This is a genomic window from Acinetobacter sp. 24-47-64, from assembly GCF_057737055.1.
In genome coordinates this window covers 2,302,160-2,321,925 of the sequence record NZ_CM173215.1, presented here as the reverse complement: position 1 = coordinate 2,321,925, position 19,766 = coordinate 2,302,160, and the positions used below count along the sequence as shown (strand labels likewise).

Sequence of the window (19,766 nt, the reverse complement as noted above, 5' to 3'; positions counted from 1 at the left end):
TTTTAAAAAATTTTTATAATGTTTTGAGTGTTTTTTATGTCTGACGAGTTGTTGATTAACGTCACCCCAATGGAGTGTCGGGTGGCGTTAGTTGAAAATGGGACGGTCAACGAACTATTTGTTGAACGCAACGCTAAACGTGGTTTAGTCGGGAATATTTATAAAGCCAAAGTTGTACGTGTATTGCCTGGTATGCAAGCGGCATTTGTAGACATTGGCTTATCTCGTACTGCTTTTTTACATATCAATGACATGATTTGGCCTCGTAATCAACCGACGCCAAATGTCTTTGATCTTCTGCAACCAGGTCAGATTCTGACAGTGCAGGTCATGAAAGATATGTTAGGCACGAAAGGTGCGCGTTTAAGTACTGATCTTTCCATTCCTTCTCGCTATTTGGTGATGATGCCTTATGGACATCATACTGGCGTGTCTCAGCGAATCGAATCAGAAGAAGAGCGTGATCGTTTACGTTCGATCATTGAGCGTATTCAAGCTGAACATAAGTTACCCGGTTCTGTCATTGTACGAACTGCAGCAGAGGGGATCGAAGAAGCCGCTATTGCGCAAGATATGGCGTATTTGGCAAAACTTTGGGAATTTATTCAGCGTAAACAAAAAAGTGTCGTGGTGCCATCACTTATCTTTGAAGAGCTACCACTTCCTCAACGTATCATCCGTGATCTGGCAAATGAAGATACGGTAAAAATTCAAGTCGATTCAAGAGAAGTGTTTGGCAAGCTACAAGAGTTCGTGGCTGAGTTTGTACCAAATATGGTTGATCGTCTGAAACATTATCCTGGTGAGTGTCCGATATTCGACTTATACAATGTTGAAACAGATATTCAAAAAGCACTGCAAACACGTGTTGCTTTAAAGTCTGGTGGTTATCTCATGATTGATCAGACGGAGGCCATGACCACTATTGACGTCAATACAGGCTCATATGTAGGTGGACGCTCTCTTGAGGACACCGTCTTTAAGACCAACATGGAAGCGACACAAGTCATTGTGCGTCAACTCAGACTGCGCAACTTAGGTGGAATTATCATTATTGACTTTATTGATATGCAAGAGGCCTCACACCGTGATGAAGTGCTTAAGCAATTTGAAAAAGTCTTAGAACGTGACCATGCAAAAACTAAAATCACCCAAGTGTCTGAGCTTGGCTTGGTAGAAATGACGCGTAAACGGACGCGTGAATCACTTGAACATTTGTTATGTGAGTCTTGTCCAACGTGTCAGGGACGTGGTTATGTGAAAAGTGCCGAGACTGTTTGTTACGAAATCTTTCGAGAGATATTAAGATATGCTCGAGATTTTGAGTCTCAGACTGACTTTACTGTCGTTGCGCATCCATCGGTTGTGGATCGATTATTAACCGTAGAAGCTGCGGCCGTCTCTGATTTAGAGCATTTTGTGAAACGTGTCATTAAGTTCCAAGTCGAAAATTTATACACGCAAGAGCAATACGATATCATTTTGAATTGAAATTGTAACAGAATATCGTTAAACACTTGTTACAACTGAGATTTTACATTCGATCTCGATTTCTCAATACTTAAGAAATCAAATCGAATAGCCAAAGACAGCGATGTTGTCTTAGCAAAGTGAGGTCAAAGTGGGTATGAATTTAACGGAACAATTAGCGGGTAGCCATCGTCAAATTGTGGATTCAAACAAAAGCGCTTGCTTGATGCTCAACGATCAAGGTCAAGAAGTTCGAGTTACACAAGCGATGGTCGTTTCGCTCTGTCAGCAATTAATCAAGCAGTGTCGTAATATTAAAAATTAAGGGGCCTTTTTAAAGCCCCTTAATTTTTTTGTGAATATCGAAATATACAGCCTTAAGCTGGTTTTTCATTTGCAATTTCTATATCCGCTACTACTTGTTTCTTTGCTGCACTACGCTTAGTAGCCTTTTTCATAATCTGCGGTTTTTCATCTTCAGGTAGACCCACAATTTTTTCAAATCGTTGAATCTCATCTTCTAAATGGGTCAATAAATTTTGCATCTTAGGCAAAGCATTTCGACATGCGGTTAAACCGACTTCTAATTTATCCATATAACTGGTCATTGTGATATTCAACGCTTGACCATCAAGTACGATAGAAGCAGGGTAAAGTGCGTCCAAACGTGCTCCGTTCCAATATAGCGGCTCTTTAGGTCCTGGTACGTTAGAAATAACGAGGTTAAATGCCTGACGCTTAGGTGCTAAACCAGAGATGATATTTAAACCTGCAGGACCATATACGAAGGCACTATAGTTGAGAATCTGATCTGAAGTCATGCGTTTAAATTTTTGTTTTGCATTCATTACGCTACGACGAATAAGATCGAGTCGTTCTAATGGATCGGCTTTATGTGTCGCTAAGTTCGCCAGAATCATCGTAATACGATTTGACATATCTGAATCATCCGTACGAACGGAGACAGGAACCATAGCGATTAATGGTTTTTCTGGTAAAGCACTTTGACTGATTAAATATTCACGTAAAGCACCGGAACAAATCGCAAGCACAATATCGTTAATGGTCACACCCAGTGATTTTGAAATATGGTTGAGACGCTTAAACTCATATGACTGAGCAGCGAAACGACGTGATGAGCTGACTTTTTGATTCAGAATACTACTTGGGGCTTGAAAACTAGATACATAGTCCGGATTACGTCCCATATCTTTAAAGACAGTTTCAGACAGCACTTTGAATACACCCGGTGTAGACTGCACTTGACCTTTCAAATTAGACAAGATTTGTTTTGCACGGCTTACTTTAGGTGTTTTAAGTCGCTTAGCACGCGGACCTTCAACACACCATGGCGGAACGATACTTCTTGCATTTGGATCATGAGAGAGTGATTTTTCAATTAAACGCATGCCTGCAATACCATCGACCATCCCATGATGTATTTTGAAATACATGGCGAAACGATTCCCTTCAATGCCTTCAATGATATGACACATCCATAATGGCTTAGCTCGATCAATTAATGAACTGTGCTCTTGGGAAATGTAGGTGAGTAGCTCACGAATACGACCAGGATGTGGTAGAGCAATATGTCTGAAGTGATGATCAAGATCGAATTCAGTGTCTGTATCCCAAAACAGTCCGTTTAATTTATTATTAAACGGTGGAATTGGAATAGATTTTGAGTTGCGAATATCTGCCACTAAATCTTGAATAAAGGTTGGTGGCGCATCTTCTGGAATTTCAAATAAAAATAATCCGCCAACATGCATGGGCTGTTGTCTTTTTTCCAAAGATAAGAAAATAAAATCAAGCGGGTGTAATGGGCGCATAGTCTAGGTTTGCCTCACTGCAAATTTCTAAAATTGTTTTTTAGAATTATCAATCCAAGAGATCAGTATAGACGTATTTGTTGGAGGGGGCATAAATTTTTTTAATGAATGGTCAGTACAAAAAAGCCACTTTAAATCAGTGGCTTAAAACTTTGTGAGACAGTTTTTACTTTTTTAAATTACCTGAATGTAAACCACATTCTTTATGCGTTGCTTCTTCCCACCACCAACGACCTTCACGCTCGTGCTGATTTGGAAGTACTGGACGCGTGCATGGTTCACATCCAATTGAAATAAAACCTTTTTCATGCAATGGATTATATGGAATTTCCATCATGCGAATATAATTCCAAACGTCAGCACTCGTCCAATTCGCCAAAGGGTTGTATTTAATGAGTTGTTTACCTTCACCTGAAAAACCTAGATCAGCTTGAATCACTGGAATTTCAGTACGTGTACCCGGACTTTGATCTTTACGTTGACCCGTGATCCAACCATCAAGTGTTGCTAACTTTTTACGAAGAGGTTGAACCTTACGGATACCACAACACTCTTTATGATCATCTTGATAAAAGCTAAACAGTCCTTTTTCGTTGACCAGATTCTGAACAGCTTCAGCTTCCGGGAAACATATTTCAATGTTGATATTATAGTGCTTACGAACAGTCTCAATAAATTGATAAGTTTCAGAATGCAAGCGACCTGTATCAAGACTAAACACGCGAAAAGGTTTACCTAAATTTGCAGCCATATCAATCAATACAACATCTTCAGCACCTGAAAATGAAATGGCAATTTCACCTGTTTGATTTAAAGCTAAGGCTATAATTTCCGAAGGGGATTTATCTTCATACTCTGATGCAAGTGCATCAATTAAATCTATGCTTGGAATGGTAGTCATGAGAATCCTGGCGATATAGGCTTGGAAACAACAAGTCCTATATTAAAATATTTGATGTATATTTTAGTTGAATTCAGAGATTTATCTTATGAAATAAAAATAAATACTTATGAATAAAATAGATTTAAAAAATTACATCGATATTCGGCAATCTTCGGCTATGATATTGCAAATTTTATTAATGCTGAGGGCAGTATCATGGAAATCGTTTGTCTAGATCTTGAAGGCGTTTTGGTTCCTGAAATTTGGATTAATTTTGCAAAAAAAACAGGAATTAAAGAGCTTGAAGCAACAACTCGAGATATTCCAGACTACGATGTGCTCATGACTCAGCGTTTAAATATTCTTAAACAGCATGGTTTAGGTTTAAATGACATTCAAGCTGTTATTGCAGATATGGGACCGTTTGAAGGCGCTAAGGAGTTTGTCGAGTGGGTACGTACTCATTTCCAACTCATCATTTTATCAGACACATTCTATGAATTTGCTCATCCATTGATGAAGCAGTTAGGTTGGCCTACGATTTTCTGTCACAAATTAGAAACTGACGAAAATGGTATGATTACAAATTATAAACTACGTCAACCTGATCAAAAACGTAAAGCAGTGCAAGCTTTACACGGTTTAAATTTCCGTGTAATTGCTGCAGGCGACTCGTATAACGATACTACGATGCTCGGTGAAGCAGATCAAGGTTTCTTATTTGATGCGCCGGATAATGTAATTGCAGAATTCCCACAATTTCCTGCGATTAATGGTTATGCTGCATTGAAAGAAGCGATCCGCAACGCTTCTGTACGTGATATTCCAGCCTAAGTTATTACTTTGAAAAAAGGACGCTTTAGCGTCCTTTTTTTATAACAATTGTTAGAATCGATACCCGATTTTCATGCCATAACCTAATGCATAATTGTTGCTGAATTCTCCAACATTTATGCCACCCGTTTGAGCAGTTGCATCGCCTAACCAGAAATATTTAACACCAGCTTGAATAAAGCTTTGCTGTGATGGGTTGAATTGACCACCTAAGCCTACACTCCAATAACCTTCAGTTGGACCTAAAGTGGTTACAGGGTTTCCAGCTCCAGAGTCATAGCCTACAGTTGTGGTTGCTGCCCATTGATCATTAAATTTATGTGCAACACCTAAGGTTGCAGAGTACTGATCATCAGAATACGAAATGAGGTCCTGTCCAACTAATCCAAGTAATTTAGGTGTAACCGTAAATTGATCCCAATGAACCCAACGCAGGTTAGCAAACGCCAAAGTGTTTGTTGCAATTCCAGACTGTAAATCAATATTTACAGATTGTGGAGTAACTGCTTCAGTTACTGCAGCGATCTTATCTAATCTATTAAACTCAGGCTTTTTTAATGCATCGGCGTAAAGTGGAAGGAGCGAGGTTTCATTCGACTGAGCTTTGTGTTTAATCTCAGAGCGATAAGTGATAGATGCTTTTAATGCAATTTTTGGAATTTGGTATGCAGTACCTGCAATCCAGCCGTAAGCTTCTTTTTGGTCTACATGGATGTTATAGCCATTTAAGACTTGGTATGCACTACCTTTTAAATTGATATCAGCTTCAACTGTTTGCCATACTGGACCAGCATAAAAATTCCAATTTTCAGTGGGTTGATAACCAATGAGTGCAGTTAAATTTTGTGTCTTAACTTCAACTGATGTACCACTTAAACTATTGCCAAATGATTGATTTTTAGCATCGTATAATGCATCTGCACCAAAAGGCTGATCGTAAATTAAACCTAAAGAAACTTGGTCAGTAACCTGTAGTTTAAGAGCAGTGTTTACAAAATAATAATCACTGCCCATATCTGTAATTTTTTCGCCTGTTAAATCCTGACCAGTGATTTTATTAATCACTGTGGAAGAACCTTTAACGGTGGGATCTAAAACAGAAATGCCAGCTTCTGCATAATTACCTGATTGGAGAAATGCTGAAATCGACTGACCTGAACGATCTAATCCTGCGGCGTAAATTGAAGTTAATGGGAGCGTAGACAATAAGACTGAGTATGAAAGTACTTTAAATTTCATGATGTTCATCCATGAATGCCATATGGCGAAAAAATTGCATGAAAAATAACACAAATAAAAAAAGAGTAAATGCTCGGAAGTGATTGAAATATAATCAAATTTATATTGCTTCATTATCAAGTTATGAGATTAAATAATTATGTCCATGTTTTTAAAAAGTATTATTGAGCAAAAAAGGAATTGTAGTTTGAGTCGTTTTCTTATTTTAAATGATGATATAACAAACAATTAATTTATACTTGTATAAAAATAAAAAAAGACCACAATCATGTGGTCTTTTTTATTTACGAATGATTAGAATTTATAGCCGATTTTAAGACCGTAAGCTAAAGCGTCATTGTCTTCAAACTTGCCTGCTGCACTATGTGCACCTGTCTGAGCATCAGCATCACCTAACCAGAAGTATTTAACACCACCTGCAATAAACGTAGCTGGAGTAGGGCTATATTGAAGACCTAAACCTACGTTCCAATAACCTTCTGTTGGTCCAAGTGTCGTTACAGGATTGCCTGCACCGGAATCCCATCCAACTGAAACATTACCAGCCCATTGCTCGTTAAATTTACGACCTACACCTGTTGTTACAGACCATTGATCTTTAGAATAATCAACTAGGTTAAATCCATTAGGTTTGCCAGGGATAAGTCCGGCACTACCAAGTGCATCAGCCAATTGACCGAAATTATTAGGCTTAATTGAGAAACTAGACCAATCCACCCAACGTATGTTTGCAAATGCTACGGTGTTCGCCATAATGCCACTTTGTAGATCTAAGTTGACAGATTGTGGAGTAGTAACATTTGTAGATCCAGGTTTGAAGCCAGCACCTAAAGCACCGATTGCTCCTTGTAGGCTACCTGCTGTATCTTGATCGATTTGTCCAAGTGCAGTCAAAGTTGTAATGAGGTTAATCAATTGAGGAGCATTTGCTGGATTTGCTAATGCGGTTGCAGCAGGAATACTTTCATTTACTTCAACGTCATGACTAATTTCAGATCTATATGTTAAAGAGGCTTTTAAAGCGATTTCAGGAATTTGATAAGCTGCACCGACTAACCAACCGAAGTCGCCGTCTTCTTTAATATCAGCATCGTATCCATTAAAGATACTATACGTCGATCCTCTTAATTTTACATTTCCTTTAACAGTTTGATAAACAGCTCCGCCATAGAAATTAAAATTTTCGTTAGGTTGGAAGCCGATAATAGCGGAAATATTTTGTGTATCTACTTCGACTGATGTGCCACCTGTTACACCAGTATTTAAACCTACACCTATAGGAGCACTTGCTGGCTTTTCACCAAGGTAAACTGGGAGTGCACCTAAAATGGTATCAGAACCTTGTGTGGTAAAATTATTGTTACCTTTATATGCTGCATCAGCACCGAAAGGCTGGTCATAAATCAAACCAAATGAAATTTTATCGGTCGCTTGAATTTTTAATGCTGCAGAAGGAAAGTAGTAATCACCAGCCATATCACCAGTGTAATTACCAGATAAGTCTTTACCAGAGACAGATGGATCTAAAATTGAGATGCCAGCTTCGAAGTAATTTCCTGGTTGAAGGAATGATGAAATAGATTGTCCAGAACGATCTAATGCAGCAGCAAAAGTGCCTGATGATGCTAAACCGAATAATACAGCAGCTGATAATTTTGTTAATTTCACTTGAATTTTCCCTGATCTTCTTCAATGAATTATTTTGTATTTTCCAATTGAATTGAGGATTAGTTATCTTAAACTGATCCTAAATCTTATGTTCACAAAATAACACATTAAGAATCAGAGTAAATACTCTAAGGAAATAAATTTATAATTGAATTTTAATTCTGATAAAAATAATAGGAATTTTATTTTTTATATAAATTATTGAATTTATGAGTTATTTAATTTTTAACGACACTATCTTATGGTTAATACTTAAATGAACTATACAGTCAGTCAATGGCATTCATGATTAAATAAAAAAAGAGCACAAAAGTGCTCTTTTGATAACTAAATGGAATTTAGAAACGATAACCTATTTTTAGACCATATGCCCAAGCATTGTTATCTTCAAACTTACCCACTTCACGACCAACAGATCGGCCATCAGCATCTCCTAACCAAAAATATTTTACACCGCCACCGATAAAGGTTGCAGGAGTAGGGCTAAACTGAGCACTCAAACCTAGATTCCAGTAGCCTTCTGTTGGTCCAAGTGCGGTTACTGGATTCCCAGCTCCAGAATCCCAACCTGCGGATAATGCACCGCCCCATTTTTCATTAATCTTACGACCAACGCCAACCGTTGCAGACCATTGATCCTTATCATATTCAATAATATTTTGTCCTTGACCAGTAACAGCTTGTGTTAACAATCTAAATTTATCAATATCAATTTTTAGACCTCCCCATTCAACCCATCGAACATTTGCAAAAGCAACGGTGTTTGCCATGATGCCTGTTTGAAAGTCTAAATTAACTGATTGTGGAGTGCTGATTTTAGTATTCTGAGAAGGTGTATTTAATGCCCCACTCGAATCTAAATTTTTAAGATTAGTTAGTACTTGAGCTACTTGAGGTCCAACTATGCTCTCAACAATAAAACTAGGATAACCAAAATAACTTGAATAAGCGTTTATCAAACCATTGGCATCTTCCGTAGTTTCCAAACTATGGTCAATTTCAGATCTATATGTTAAGGATGCTTTTAACGCTATTTCAGGGATTTGATATGCAACACCAGCTAACCAACCATAACCTTCATCTCTTTTAAAATGAGCCTGATAATTCGCTAAACTAGATAAAGTTAAATTACCTCTCACATCCTGATATACACCACCGCCATAAATATTCAAATTTTCATTAGGTTGAAACCCAACAATAGCTGATATGTTATTTGAATTTACTTTAACCTCTGTTGAAGAGAGAGGAAGTGTACTATCTGGCAGTAATCCTGGAAGTAATCCATCTGTGTAATAGGCTGATGCTCCAAAGGGTTGATCATAGAGTAAGCCGAAAGAGAATTTTTCATTTAATTGCAGTTTTAATGCAGCACTTGGGAAGTAATAATCCTCAGCCATATCACTGATATTTCCAAGTTGGTTTTTACCAGATACATCAGGGTCAATAATGGAGATACCAGCTTCAAAATAGTTATTCGGTTGTAAAAATGCTCCTATCGATTGACCTGAGCGATCCATAGCGGCTGCATAAGCCCCAGAAATCGGTAATAAAGCAAATAATACAGATGCACTGATGGTTTTTAATTTCATGTTATCTATCCTTAGATAATGTGAATTTTTAATTTAATAGAATTTTTTTAGTTATTTCCTTAAGAGCTGATAAATAAACGATTTATGCTTAAATGTTTATTTTTTGCTCTACAAACAACATATCATAAAGGTAATGAGATGCAACAAAAATTTGACTGAAATGACATTATTTTTTTTATTTTGGGTCAATTTGTTGATAAGTGTATTAATCTAAGAAAATGGTGCGCCCTGCGGGACTCGAACCCACGCCGGTCACTTAGGAGGCAACTGCTCTATCCAGTTAAGCTAAGGACGCATACTAATCTAATTAAATAAATTTTTGAAAAAAAGTTATTGCTTAGCAATAACTTTTTCTAATGCGTCTTACTATTTTCGGTAAAGTAATTTAAATAATACCAACATCAGGATAATCCAGATCGGAATCATGATCACAGCACCGCTTAAGCCTTGAGTCCACATGATGTAAAGCACGACAAGAATAAACCCAAGAACCAAATAGTTACTCGCTGGTGACCATAAAGCAGGAAATTTTGAAGTGGTATTCGACTGTTTCATCGCTTGTTTAAATTTCAAGTGAGTCAACGCAATCATCGCCCAGTTAAGTACTAGAGCACCAACAACAATATAAATTAAATTACTTAAAGCATCTTCAGGTGCGAAATAGTTTAATAAAACACATCCGAAAATTAACACCGCTGACAACAATACCGCTGGAACAGGTACACCTTGTTTATTGGTTTTTTCAAAAATTTTAGGGGCATTCCCTTGTTTTGCTAAACCAAAAAGCATACGGCTATTCGCGTACATTCCACTGTTATATACTGATAGCGCAGCAGTCAAAATAATAAAGTTGAGCAGGTGAGCAGCCCAATCAATACCCAGTTGACTGAAGATCATTACGAATGGACTTTTATCTAGACCACCAAGTTGCAGTTGATTCCATGGAACTAAAGAAAGAAGAATTGTAAGCGACCCAACATAGAAAATCAGAATACGGAAAACAACTTGATTAATTGCTTTAGGAATCGTTTTCTCTGGATTTTCAGCCTCAGCTGCCGCCATACCAATCAGTTCAATACCACCAAAGGCGAACATCAGGAATGCCAACATGAAGAATAAACCTTCGAATCCATGAGGGAAGAAACCACCGTGAGTCCAAAGATTACTGAATGATGCAGTAGAGTCAGATCCTGCTGTAAACAACAAGAATAGACCGAAGATAATCATCGACACGACAGCTGCTACTTTAATAATAGACAGCCAAAACTCTGATTCTCCATAAAATTTAACATTACAGAGGTTAACTAAGGTAATGATAATAAAGAAGAAAAGAACTGATGACCAAGCAGGAATGTGAGGCCACCAATAGTTAATATATTTTGCAACAGCTGTTAATTCGGTCATCGCGACCAAAATATAAAGAATCCAATAGTTCCAACCTGCTAGGAATCCAGGAAACTTACCCCAATATTTATTTGCAAAATGACTAAATGATCCTGCAACAGGTTCATGAACAATCATTTCGCCTAATTGGCGCATAATTAAAAAAGCGATTAAACCACCAATTGCATAACCCAAAATAATAGATGGGCCGGCAGATTGGATCACGTGTGCGGAACCTAAAAATAAGCCTGTACCAATTGCACCACCCATAGCGATTAATTGGATATGACGATTCTTTAAGCCACGCTGAAGTTGTGAAGACTTGTTATTCAAAGTATTCAGCCCGACGATTGAAATAAGTTACAAGATTGTAATAGATCAAATTGCATTAGCCTAGTACGTCAGCGTTCATGAATGTTTTTTATGATTTAAATAAAATAAAATTATTATAGAAAAATGATTTAATTATTTTTTAATCAATCATTTAATTTTATTAGAATTTGTTTTTGTGAGAGTGAATTAAATTTAATCTATCGTAATTGATGGAAATTCATACCATAGTGTTAAGTGCTCATGTTCACATAAAAAATCATTTATACTGTATTGAACTAAAAATCACGATTGATAACAAATATTAAAAGAGAAGGAATGAGCTATGAGTTCAACACCACAAATTAAAATTCCAGCCACTTATATGCGTGGAGGAACGAGTAAAGGTGTTTTCTTTAACTTAAATGATTTACCCAAAGAAGCTCAAGTTCCAGGTAAAGCAAGAGATCAGATCTTATTACGTGTGATAGGAAGCCCTGATCCTTATGGCAAACAAATCGATGGAATGGGTGGTGCTTCATCTAGTACCAGTAAGACAGTCATTCTCTCTAAAAGCGCTCAACCTGATCATGATGTAGATTATCTTTTTGGACAGGTTGCAATTGATCGACCATTCGTCGACTGGAGTGGTAATTGTGGCAATCTTACGGCTGCTGTAGGCTCATTTGCGATTTCAAATGGTCTCGTGAGTGCAGAAAAGATCCCAGAGAATGGAATTTGTACGGTAAAGATTTGGCAGGTCAATATTCAGAAAACGATTATTGCGCATGTCCCAATCACAAATGGTCAGGTTCAGGAAACAGGTGATTTCGAGCTTGATGGGGTAACATTTCCAGCTGCAGAGGTGCAAATAGAATTTTTAGATCCCGCAGATGATGGAGAGGATGGGGCTGCCATGTTTCCCACAGGAAATGTGGTTGATGAACTGGAAGTCCCAGATATTGGTCGCTTTCAGGTGACGCTGATTAATGCGGGTATTCCAACTATTTTTATGTGTGCTTCAGACTTGGGGTATGAAGGAACTGAACTTCAGGATCATATCAATAATGATGTCGAGGCCTTGGCCAAGTTTGAAAAAATTCGTGCTTATGGTGCTGTAAAGATGGGTATTATTCAGCATATTGATGAAGCGGTTCAACGTCAGCATACACCTAAAATTGCATTCGTATCTGCGCCTAAAAATTACATCTCATCTAGCGGAAAAGCAGTACACGCTGATGAGATCGACTTGACGGTTCGTGCTTTATCTATGGGTAAACTGCACCATGCCATGATGGGAACCGCAGCTGTAGCGATTGGAACCGCCGCTGCAATTCCTGGAACATTAGTCAATTTAGCCTCAGGTGGTGGTGAAAAAAAATCAGTCAGATTTGGGCATCCTTCTGGGACACTCAGAGTGGGCGCTGAAGCGGAGAAAATTAATGACCAATGGACTGTAAAAAAGGCCATTATGAGTCGCAGTGCTCGAGTACTCATGGAAGGATGGGTGCGAATTCCTGGCGATACGTTTTAAGATGAAAAAACCACTTTCGAGTGGTTTTTTTACGCGCTTAAAATATGTGATAAGTATACTAAATTAGCCTGAAAGCATTACTAACAGTACGATTCACTCATAAATAATTGAGACTATGACAATTTTGACATGTTATATTAAGGAAATAAGTCAACGTGATTATATTCACCGAATTCATAAAATTAAGTTGCTGAATAGCCTTCGCTCCACGAATAATTAAAATGAGAAAGACCAATGAAGAAGGATAATAATTTTGAGCAGGATACGCCCAAGATTGATCAAGAGTTTCTAAACCAAATTCATGCTACAAATAAATTAGATTTGGTATCTGTGATTGCCAAAATCCCTGTGCCTGTGGCGCTAGTTCAGCATGATGGTGTATTTATTAGTGCAAATCAATTATTTGCTGATATCTATGAGAGTGATGCACTCTATTTACTCGGAAAGAAATTAGGTTTCGTATCAACGACGGTTTACCAATTATTTCAAGATGCGCTGCAATTGTTTCGACATGATTCACGCTTATACAAAATTGAAAATGAGTTCTATTCAAAAGGGCATTTTTTTCAAATTTATTTTAGTGCTTTAAGAGATAAATCAACCTCTTTGGATTGCGTGTTGATCGTATGTGCAGATATAACAAAATTGAAAAGACGTGAACGTGTCTTGATCCAAAATAATAAAAGGTTGTTTGAAGAGCTATATTTGGATCCTGTGACTGGGATGAACAATAAGCTGGCATTTGAACAGTTTTTAAAAGATCGCTTCCTTATTCAAGATCGGAAAAATTATTCTTTTATCAAGTTTGAAGTCGAAAATTTTAAAAAGTTTAATCAGCTCAATAGTTATACCATTGGCGATGAAATTTTGAGTCGTATTGGATCTCTGATTAAAGAGGAGTTGAATCAAGATTTAGCAGAAGTCTATCGTTTGAATTCTGCAAGTTTTATCTTGGTGATTCAAGAATCGACTCCTTGGAAAATTCTCACCATTGCTGAACGCCTAAAACAAACATTGGTCCGTGAAAAAATTTATTTCGATCCTCAAGAGGATGAGGTACTCACGTGTGCGATTGGGATTTTTCATCCTAATTGCCAAAAAATGTACTCAGAAAAGCAAATATTAGAAACCTTAGATCGTGCGGTTGACATTGCACATGTATTGGGTCGAAACTCGATTCATGTGTTAGATGAATAGTCACTCTTCATTTAAACCTATCACTAAATAAAACAAATCAGCATTGTGTTTTGTAGCAATCACAATTGGTTGTAGAATAAGGACAATTTTATATATACCGACATGAAACGGTATAACTTGAGGTTCAAAGACGGCAGTGACAGTACATATCTCTGTGAATAGTGAAGTATTACAACGTGCTCAACAGCAAATCCAACAGGATCTGAAAATTGCCCTAGATGCATTTTTCATTCCAGAGCCATTGAAAAGTGCTGTAAATCATGCAGTCATGTTAGGTGGAAAAAGGGTTCGTCCAGCTTTAGCGTATGCAACAGCAGAATTAAGTGAAGATCATAAAAATTTTGCTGCTGTGCGACGTGCAGCAGTTGCAGTCGAGTTAATTCATTGCTATTCACTTGCTCATGACGACTTACCATGTATGGATAATGATTTGTTGCGTCGTGGTCAACCAACTTGTCATGTTGCATATGGTGAAGATACAGCACTACTTGCGGGAGATATCTTGCAGTCGATGGCATTTGAGGTTTTAGGAAGTCGCCTTTTTGATACACAAGTCACTGTAGATCCTTCTATTGTGTTGAAGCAAATGCAGATATTGGCGACATCATCTTCTAAGATGGTTTGTGGTCAAGTCCTAGATTTGCAAGCGGAAGGCAAGAAAATTGATCAGGAAGCATTGGAAAATATTCATCGTAATAAAACTGGTGCACTGATTCAGGCCGCAATCATGATGTCAGCAGTGACAGTGATGGACGGTGTAGATGCAGGAATACCGAAATTGCGTGAATTTGGTCAGGCATTAGGTTTAGCATTTCAAGTACAAGATGATATTTTAGATATAGTTTCGGATACTGAAACGCTTGGAAAGACCGCTGGAAAAGATGAACTTGTCGAAAAATCAACATACCCAGCTTTATTGGGCTTAGATGCTGCAAAAGAATATGCAAATAAGCTTCATCAGCAAGCCATTAGTGCTTTAGATTATTTTGGTGATTCAGCATCTGAACTTAAGCAGATTTCAGCTTTTTTACTTGCTCGAAAAAGTTAAAAAAAAAGAGGACTGAAAGTCCTCTTTTTCATTTGTTATTTTGTCGCTTTATATAATCGGTCTGCTTCGTCAAATCGGTCAGTAACATCTGAGGTCGGTTGCTTACCTAATAAACTCACAACAATGATTGCGATGAGGGAGCAAATAAAGCCAGGAATGATTTCATAGATTCCAGTATCAGCCCAAATATTTTTCCATACAATAACGGTCACTGCACCAATGATCATCCCCGCCAAAGCGCCATTTAATGTCATGCGTTTCCAGAATAAAGACAGAATAATGAGCGGGCCAAATGCTGCCCCAAAGCCTGCCCAAGCGTAGGCAACTAGACCAAGTACTTTAGATTCAGGGTTTGACGCTAAAACAATCGCAAGTAAAGCAATCAGTAGCACCATCAAGCGACCCACCCAAACCAGTTCTTTTTGAGAAGCAGTTTTACGGATGAAAGATTTATAAAAATCTTCGGTTAAAGTGCTTGAACAAACAAGAAGTTGACAACTCAATGTACTCATTACCGCAGCCAAAATGGCAGCTAATACAATGCCGGCGATCCATGGGTTAAATAGAACTTTCGTTAACTCCATAAATACAGTTTCAGGGTTAGCATTCACAATATTAGCGAACTGTGGATTTTGCTGAAAATAAGCAATACCGACATATCCAGCAGCCACTGCACCACCAAGGCACAGAATCATCCAAGTCATACCAATACGACGAGCATTAGGAATCGATTTAACTGAATCAGCAGCCATAAAACGTACGAGAATATGAGGTTGTCCGAAATAGCCTAAACCCCAAGCCAGTAATGAAATAATTGCGACGGTACTTAAGTTACCCATTAAACTGCTTGCTTCTGGTCGCGCTGCTTCAAGTGCTAGATTCACTTGAGATAAATCGGAAAAAGTCAGTAAAGCCACGATGGGGGTAAGCAATAAGGCAAAAATCATTAATCCCGCTTGGATGGTGTCTGTCCAAGAAACAGCTAAGAACCCACCAATAAAAACGTAACTGATCGTTGCAATTGCACTAATCCAAAGGGCAGTGCTGTAAGAAAGATCAAACATACTTTCAAATAATCGAGCGCCTGCCACCATGCCTGAAGCACAATAAATGGCAAAGAAGATTAAAATGACAAATGCGGAAACGATTCGTAGAATTTTTTTCTGATCATTAAAACGATTGGAAAAGTAATCTGGGAGTGTAAGGGCATTGTGTTGAACTTCAGTATGAACTCTGAGACGTCCTGCCACTAACAGCCAGTTGAGCCAGGCACCAATAATTAAACCAATTGCAATCCACATTTCTGATAGACCGGAAAGATAAATAGCACCTGGCAAACCCATAAGTAACCAGCCACTCATGTCAGAAGCACCAGCTGAAAGGGCTGTTACAAAACTTCCCAAGCGTCGTCCACCCAAAATATAATCTGAAAAGTTCGTGGTCGCTCGATACGCGATTAAACCAATCACGACCATGGCGACAATATAGAACATGAAAGTGATTAAGGTGGGATCAAAGGTGCTCATACAATTTCCATGATGCAGTTAGACGATAGATTGTTTTCATGCAATCTTTCAGGATGCGAAATTTAACCATAAATTTAAAATAAATGCTGAAGAATTGAATCTTGAGTCATATCAATAACAAAGGCAGCCGAAGCTGCCTTTTTAAATTTTGAAGAGTGTTTGAGCGATTTAAGGATTATTACGACCCATTACCCCACGAATCGTATTCATGATGTCAGCAGGCAATACCACAGTTTTAGCATTATTAGATTTAGCCATATCCTGCATTGCTTTTACATATTGTTCACCAAGTAGATAAGCGACAGGAATTTCTTTGTCGCCTACAGCATTGGTAACCATGTTAATGGCTTTTTCTGAAGCTTCAGCAAGTACAACTTGAGCCTCAGCATCACGACGTGATGCTTCAAGACGACCTTCAGCTTCCAGAATCGCAGCTTGTTTCTCACCATCAGCACGTGTCACTGTCGCACGACGCTGACGTTCAGCTGCGGCTTGTGCTTCCATTGCGGATTGCATCGTACCTGATGGTTGAATATCTTGGATTTCAACCGTTTTAAGCGTAATTCCCCAATCTGAAATATCATCAGAAATTGCTGCTTTCAGCTTCGCTTTAATATGATCACGTGAAGATAAAGCATCATCCAAGTCCATTTCACCGACGATTGAGCGTAAAGAAGTTTGGACAAGGTTTTGGATCGCCCAAGTATAGTTTTCGATACCGTAGACTGCTTTTTCTGGTGTAGTAATGTTGATATAGGCAACAGCGTTCATTAAAAGAACTGCGTTATCTCTTGTAATTACTTCCTGAGATGGAATATCGAGAACAATATCTTTTGTCGTGACTTTATATGCGACTTCATCAACATAAGGAATCACAAAGTTTAGACCTGGACTTAAGGTTGTATGGTATTTACCCAGACGTTGTACGATCCATTTATAGCCTTGAGGAACAATACGAACCCCTTTAAAAATAGTGATCCCGACGAATGCCAAAAATGCGATGGCAATAATTGAACCAGACATTTCTACTCCTTTAAGAATTATTGTTTATAACGGTGAATTGAGGTTATTGTGCGCTTGAACGACCAGCTCATTACCTAAAATATCTGTAACTCTGACACGATCACCGACCTGAACAGGGCTCAGTGTTCTGCAATTCCATTCGTCAGAGCCGAGAACTGGAAGCTGAAAACGAACTTTGACCAATTCAGGTTCATGACCAATTTGAATCACCATCCCAACTTGTCCGATTGTCGCTTCACGTGAGAGCCCCGCTTTAGTCTTATCAACGGAAAGTGGTTTAATAAATTTAAACCAAACCACCGTACATGAAATCGATAGGACAACCCATAAAATAATTTGAGTTGGAAGCCCCATAGAAGGAAATAGCCACACGAGTATGCTAATAATGACTGCAGCTATACCAAACCACAGTGCAGCAAAGGCCGGTAAAATGAGCTCGGACAGGATGAGCAAAATACCTAATACAAACCAATGCCAAGGTTCAATCAATAAGTCCATACATCTACTCTAATCGTTATCTTGTTATAGACGAAAACATCTATATCAAGATAACAGACTAGGGCAGAGAAGCCTATAAAAAATGCTTAAAAGCGAGCTGCTGGTGCAGGTTTGAAAGCAGCAGGAGATTTTTTGAAATTGGCAATTGCGGTATCTATTGATTTAATTTTCAGTTGCGCTGCTTTCTCACCTTCAAGTATTGCCTCATTGCTGGCTTTCAAATCCAAAGTTCCTAAATGGCCAACTTTTGGCTGAATCACGACTGTAGCTGCATTGAGTTCAGTATTGATACTTTGTTGACCCATAATATTAATCGTTTGATCCAACAGTCCCCACATGCTCATCGGCTTATTGCCTGCAGGGCGTGCAGAAATATCAACTGCTATCACAATATCTGCACCCATATTTTTGGCAGTTTGAACTGGAATTGGACTCACGAGTCCACCATCAACATATTTGGTTTTGCCAATCGTTGTTGGAACAAAGACGTTAGGGATACTACATGACGCTCTTACGGCTTGACCTGTATTACCTTTGACGAAATCAGCGCGTTTACCATTATCTAAACGTGTGGCAACTGCAGCAAATCGAATCGGGAATTGTTCAATCGGTTTGTTCCCAACCTGTCGATTGACATAATCTTGGAGCTTTTGACCGAGGACCACACCCTGTCGATTTAAAGTTAAATCACGAATATCGGACTCTTTCAGCTGAAGTGCAATTTGCTGTAGTTGATAGGGAGATTTGCCTGAAGCATAAATACTACCGACAAAACTTCCAGCACTTGTACCCGTAACAATTTTGGGTTTTATACCATGAGATTCTAAAACCTTTAATACACCAATATGCGCAAAACCTTTTGCACCACCACCGCCTAGAGCAATGGCGATCACTGGCTCGCGTGCTTGAATTTGAGTGGATTGTGTAGGATTTTTTACAGTAGAGTTACAGCCTGATAGCGCCAATAAACTCAGGCCAATGAAGCTGATTTTGGGAAGATTGAGGAGCAATGACATAGACATTAATCTGTTAAAAAGTGTCAAAATTTTAGGCATATCTCAACAGATTGCTGTCTATTTTTCTAGCATTTTTACAAAAGTTCTTTAAAGGGTAATGCTAAACGACTTATATTTTTAGGAGAAATTTTTCCACGATAATATTCTAATATTTTGTGCAGATCAGATTCATAGTCTCCCGTCATTTCAAGGCTTCCTAAACATCGTATGACTTTATGATCATAGTCAAATGCAAACATTACCACTGGTATATTTGCACCTAAGGCAATGTGATAAAAACCGCTGCGAATCTTTTTAGCACTTTTTCGTGTACCTTCAGGTGCCATTGCCACCCAAATTTTATCTCGTTCATGAATAGCTTGAACAATTTGTTGAGTCAAGCCTTGGGGGGTATCGCGTTTTACCGGAATCACCCCGATCCATTTGAGTAAATGTTTGAGTGGAGATTTGAACAGACTATCTTTTCCAAAGATTGTGACTTCAATGCCAATGCCAAGCATCGCGAGAAAGGCATACAGTCCATCATAATTTGATGTATGCGGGGACACAATTGCGACAGCTTTGGGAAAATTTGGAAATTCTCCTTCAAAAGACCAGCCTTGTCGAAGATAAAGCTGTTTGAACGCTGCTCGACTCAACGTTGAACCGCGTTGAGGAACTTGTGATGGTAATTTTGGAAATCTATTGTTCATTGTGCGTTGTATAATTGCTTTTTAA

At 38.3% G+C, this 19,766-nt stretch carries 17 protein-coding genes and 1 tRNA gene; 6 read left to right on the top strand and 12 right to left on the bottom strand.

The window, feature by feature from the left end:
* Window positions 1–36 precede the first annotated feature (36 nt).
* A complete protein-coding gene (rng, locus tag AC1M85_RS11035; protein ID WP_035269804.1) occupies window positions 37–1,491 on the top strand; it encodes a ribonuclease G in 1,455 nt (484 codons plus the stop codon).
* Between the two features lie 136 nt (window positions 1,492–1,627).
* Window positions 1,628–1,795 carry a PA1571 family protein gene (locus AC1M85_RS11030; protein WP_171076802.1) on the top strand — a complete coding sequence of 56 codons (168 nt, stop codon included), beginning with the start codon at window positions 1,628–1,630 and terminating at the stop codon, window positions 1,793–1,795.
* Between the two features lie 52 nt (window positions 1,796–1,847).
* On the opposite strand, the gene AC1M85_RS11025 is transcribed toward AC1M85_RS11030, so the two are convergent.
* Both AC1M85_RS11025 and AC1M85_RS11020 read right to left on the bottom strand, forming a co-directional pair.
* Window positions 1,848–3,302: a WS/DGAT/MGAT family O-acyltransferase gene (locus AC1M85_RS11025; protein ID WP_051586630.1), complete on the bottom strand. Its 1,455-nt coding sequence runs from the start codon at window positions 3,300–3,302 to the stop codon at window positions 1,848–1,850.
* Window positions 3,303–3,468: 166 nt separating this feature from the next.
* Window positions 3,469–4,203, bottom strand: coding sequence for a phosphoadenylyl-sulfate reductase (locus AC1M85_RS11020; RefSeq protein ID WP_035269807.1), 735 nt, complete (start codon window positions 4,201–4,203; stop codon window positions 3,469–3,471).
* 198 nt (window positions 4,204–4,401) lie between these two features.
* Between AC1M85_RS11020 and thrH the strand changes: the two genes are divergently transcribed.
* Complete coding sequence (thrH, locus tag AC1M85_RS11015; RefSeq protein ID WP_035269809.1) at window positions 4,402–5,019, top strand: bifunctional phosphoserine phosphatase/homoserine phosphotransferase ThrH; 618 nt, start codon at window positions 4,402–4,404, stop codon at window positions 5,017–5,019.
* 51 nt (window positions 5,020–5,070) lie between these two features.
* Here thrH and AC1M85_RS11010 read toward each other — a convergent pair whose 3' ends face one another.
* The 5 genes from AC1M85_RS11010 to AC1M85_RS10990 all read right to left on the bottom strand — a co-directional run bounded on the left by AC1M85_RS11010 (window position 5,071) and on the right by AC1M85_RS10990 (window position 11,231).
* Window positions 5,071–6,258, bottom strand: coding sequence for an OmpP1/FadL family transporter (locus AC1M85_RS11010; protein WP_488213074.1), 1,188 nt, complete (start codon window positions 6,256–6,258; stop codon window positions 5,071–5,073).
* A 294-nt stretch (window positions 6,259–6,552) separates the two neighbouring features.
* Complete coding sequence (locus tag AC1M85_RS11005) at window positions 6,553–7,926, bottom strand: OmpP1/FadL family transporter (RefSeq protein WP_481587252.1); 1,374 nt, start codon at window positions 7,924–7,926, stop codon at window positions 6,553–6,555.
* A 338-nt stretch (window positions 7,927–8,264) separates the two neighbouring features.
* A complete protein-coding gene (locus AC1M85_RS11000) occupies window positions 8,265–9,515 on the bottom strand; it encodes an OmpP1/FadL family transporter (RefSeq protein ID WP_481613276.1) in 1,251 nt (416 codons plus the stop codon).
* 219 nt (window positions 9,516–9,734) lie between these two features.
* A tRNA-Arg gene (locus AC1M85_RS10995) sits at window positions 9,735–9,810 on the bottom strand.
* Between the two features lie 71 nt (window positions 9,811–9,881).
* A complete protein-coding gene (locus tag AC1M85_RS10990; RefSeq protein ID WP_180028093.1) occupies window positions 9,882–11,231 on the bottom strand; it encodes an amino acid permease in 1,350 nt (449 codons plus the stop codon).
* 322 nt (window positions 11,232–11,553) lie between these two features.
* On the opposite strand from AC1M85_RS10990, the gene prpF reads away from it, so the two are divergent.
* From prpF to AC1M85_RS10975, 3 genes are all read left to right on the top strand, one after another.
* The gene (gene prpF, locus AC1M85_RS10985) at window positions 11,554–12,741 is read left to right on the top strand and encodes a 2-methylaconitate cis-trans isomerase PrpF (RefSeq protein ID WP_481589110.1); all 1,188 of its coding nucleotides are present in this window, start codon (window positions 11,554–11,556) and stop codon (window positions 12,739–12,741) included.
* 234 nt (window positions 12,742–12,975) lie between these two features.
* Window positions 12,976–13,938, top strand: a complete 963-nt coding sequence (locus AC1M85_RS10980) for a GGDEF domain-containing protein (protein ID WP_481593594.1) — start codon at window positions 12,976–12,978, stop codon at window positions 13,936–13,938.
* Window positions 13,939–14,074: 136 nt separating this feature from the next.
* Entirely contained in the window at window positions 14,075–14,986 is a 912-nt protein-coding gene (locus AC1M85_RS10975) for a polyprenyl synthetase family protein (protein WP_092767007.1), read from the top strand.
* A gap of 35 nt (window positions 14,987–15,021) precedes the next feature.
* On the opposite strand, the gene putP is transcribed toward AC1M85_RS10975, so the two are convergent.
* From putP to AC1M85_RS10950, 5 genes are all read right to left on the bottom strand, one after another.
* A complete protein-coding gene (putP, locus tag AC1M85_RS10970; RefSeq protein ID WP_488213073.1) occupies window positions 15,022–16,512 on the bottom strand; it encodes a sodium/proline symporter PutP in 1,491 nt (496 codons plus the stop codon).
* A gap of 168 nt (window positions 16,513–16,680) precedes the next feature.
* Window positions 16,681–17,535, bottom strand: coding sequence for an SPFH domain-containing protein (locus AC1M85_RS10965; RefSeq protein WP_035268029.1), 855 nt, complete (start codon window positions 17,533–17,535; stop codon window positions 16,681–16,683).
* A 24-nt stretch (window positions 17,536–17,559) separates the two neighbouring features.
* Window positions 17,560–18,033, bottom strand: coding sequence for an NfeD family protein (locus AC1M85_RS10960; RefSeq protein ID WP_180028098.1), 474 nt, complete (start codon window positions 18,031–18,033; stop codon window positions 17,560–17,562).
* Between the two features lie 86 nt (window positions 18,034–18,119).
* On the bottom strand, window positions 18,120–19,049 hold the full coding sequence (locus AC1M85_RS10955) for a patatin-like phospholipase family protein (RefSeq protein WP_488213072.1): 930 nt from the start codon (window positions 19,047–19,049) through the stop codon (window positions 18,120–18,122).
* A gap of 74 nt (window positions 19,050–19,123) precedes the next feature.
* The gene (locus AC1M85_RS10950; protein WP_481591646.1) at window positions 19,124–19,741 is read right to left on the bottom strand and encodes a lysophospholipid acyltransferase family protein; all 618 of its coding nucleotides are present in this window, start codon (window positions 19,739–19,741) and stop codon (window positions 19,124–19,126) included.
* Window positions 19,742–19,766 lie beyond the last annotated feature (25 nt).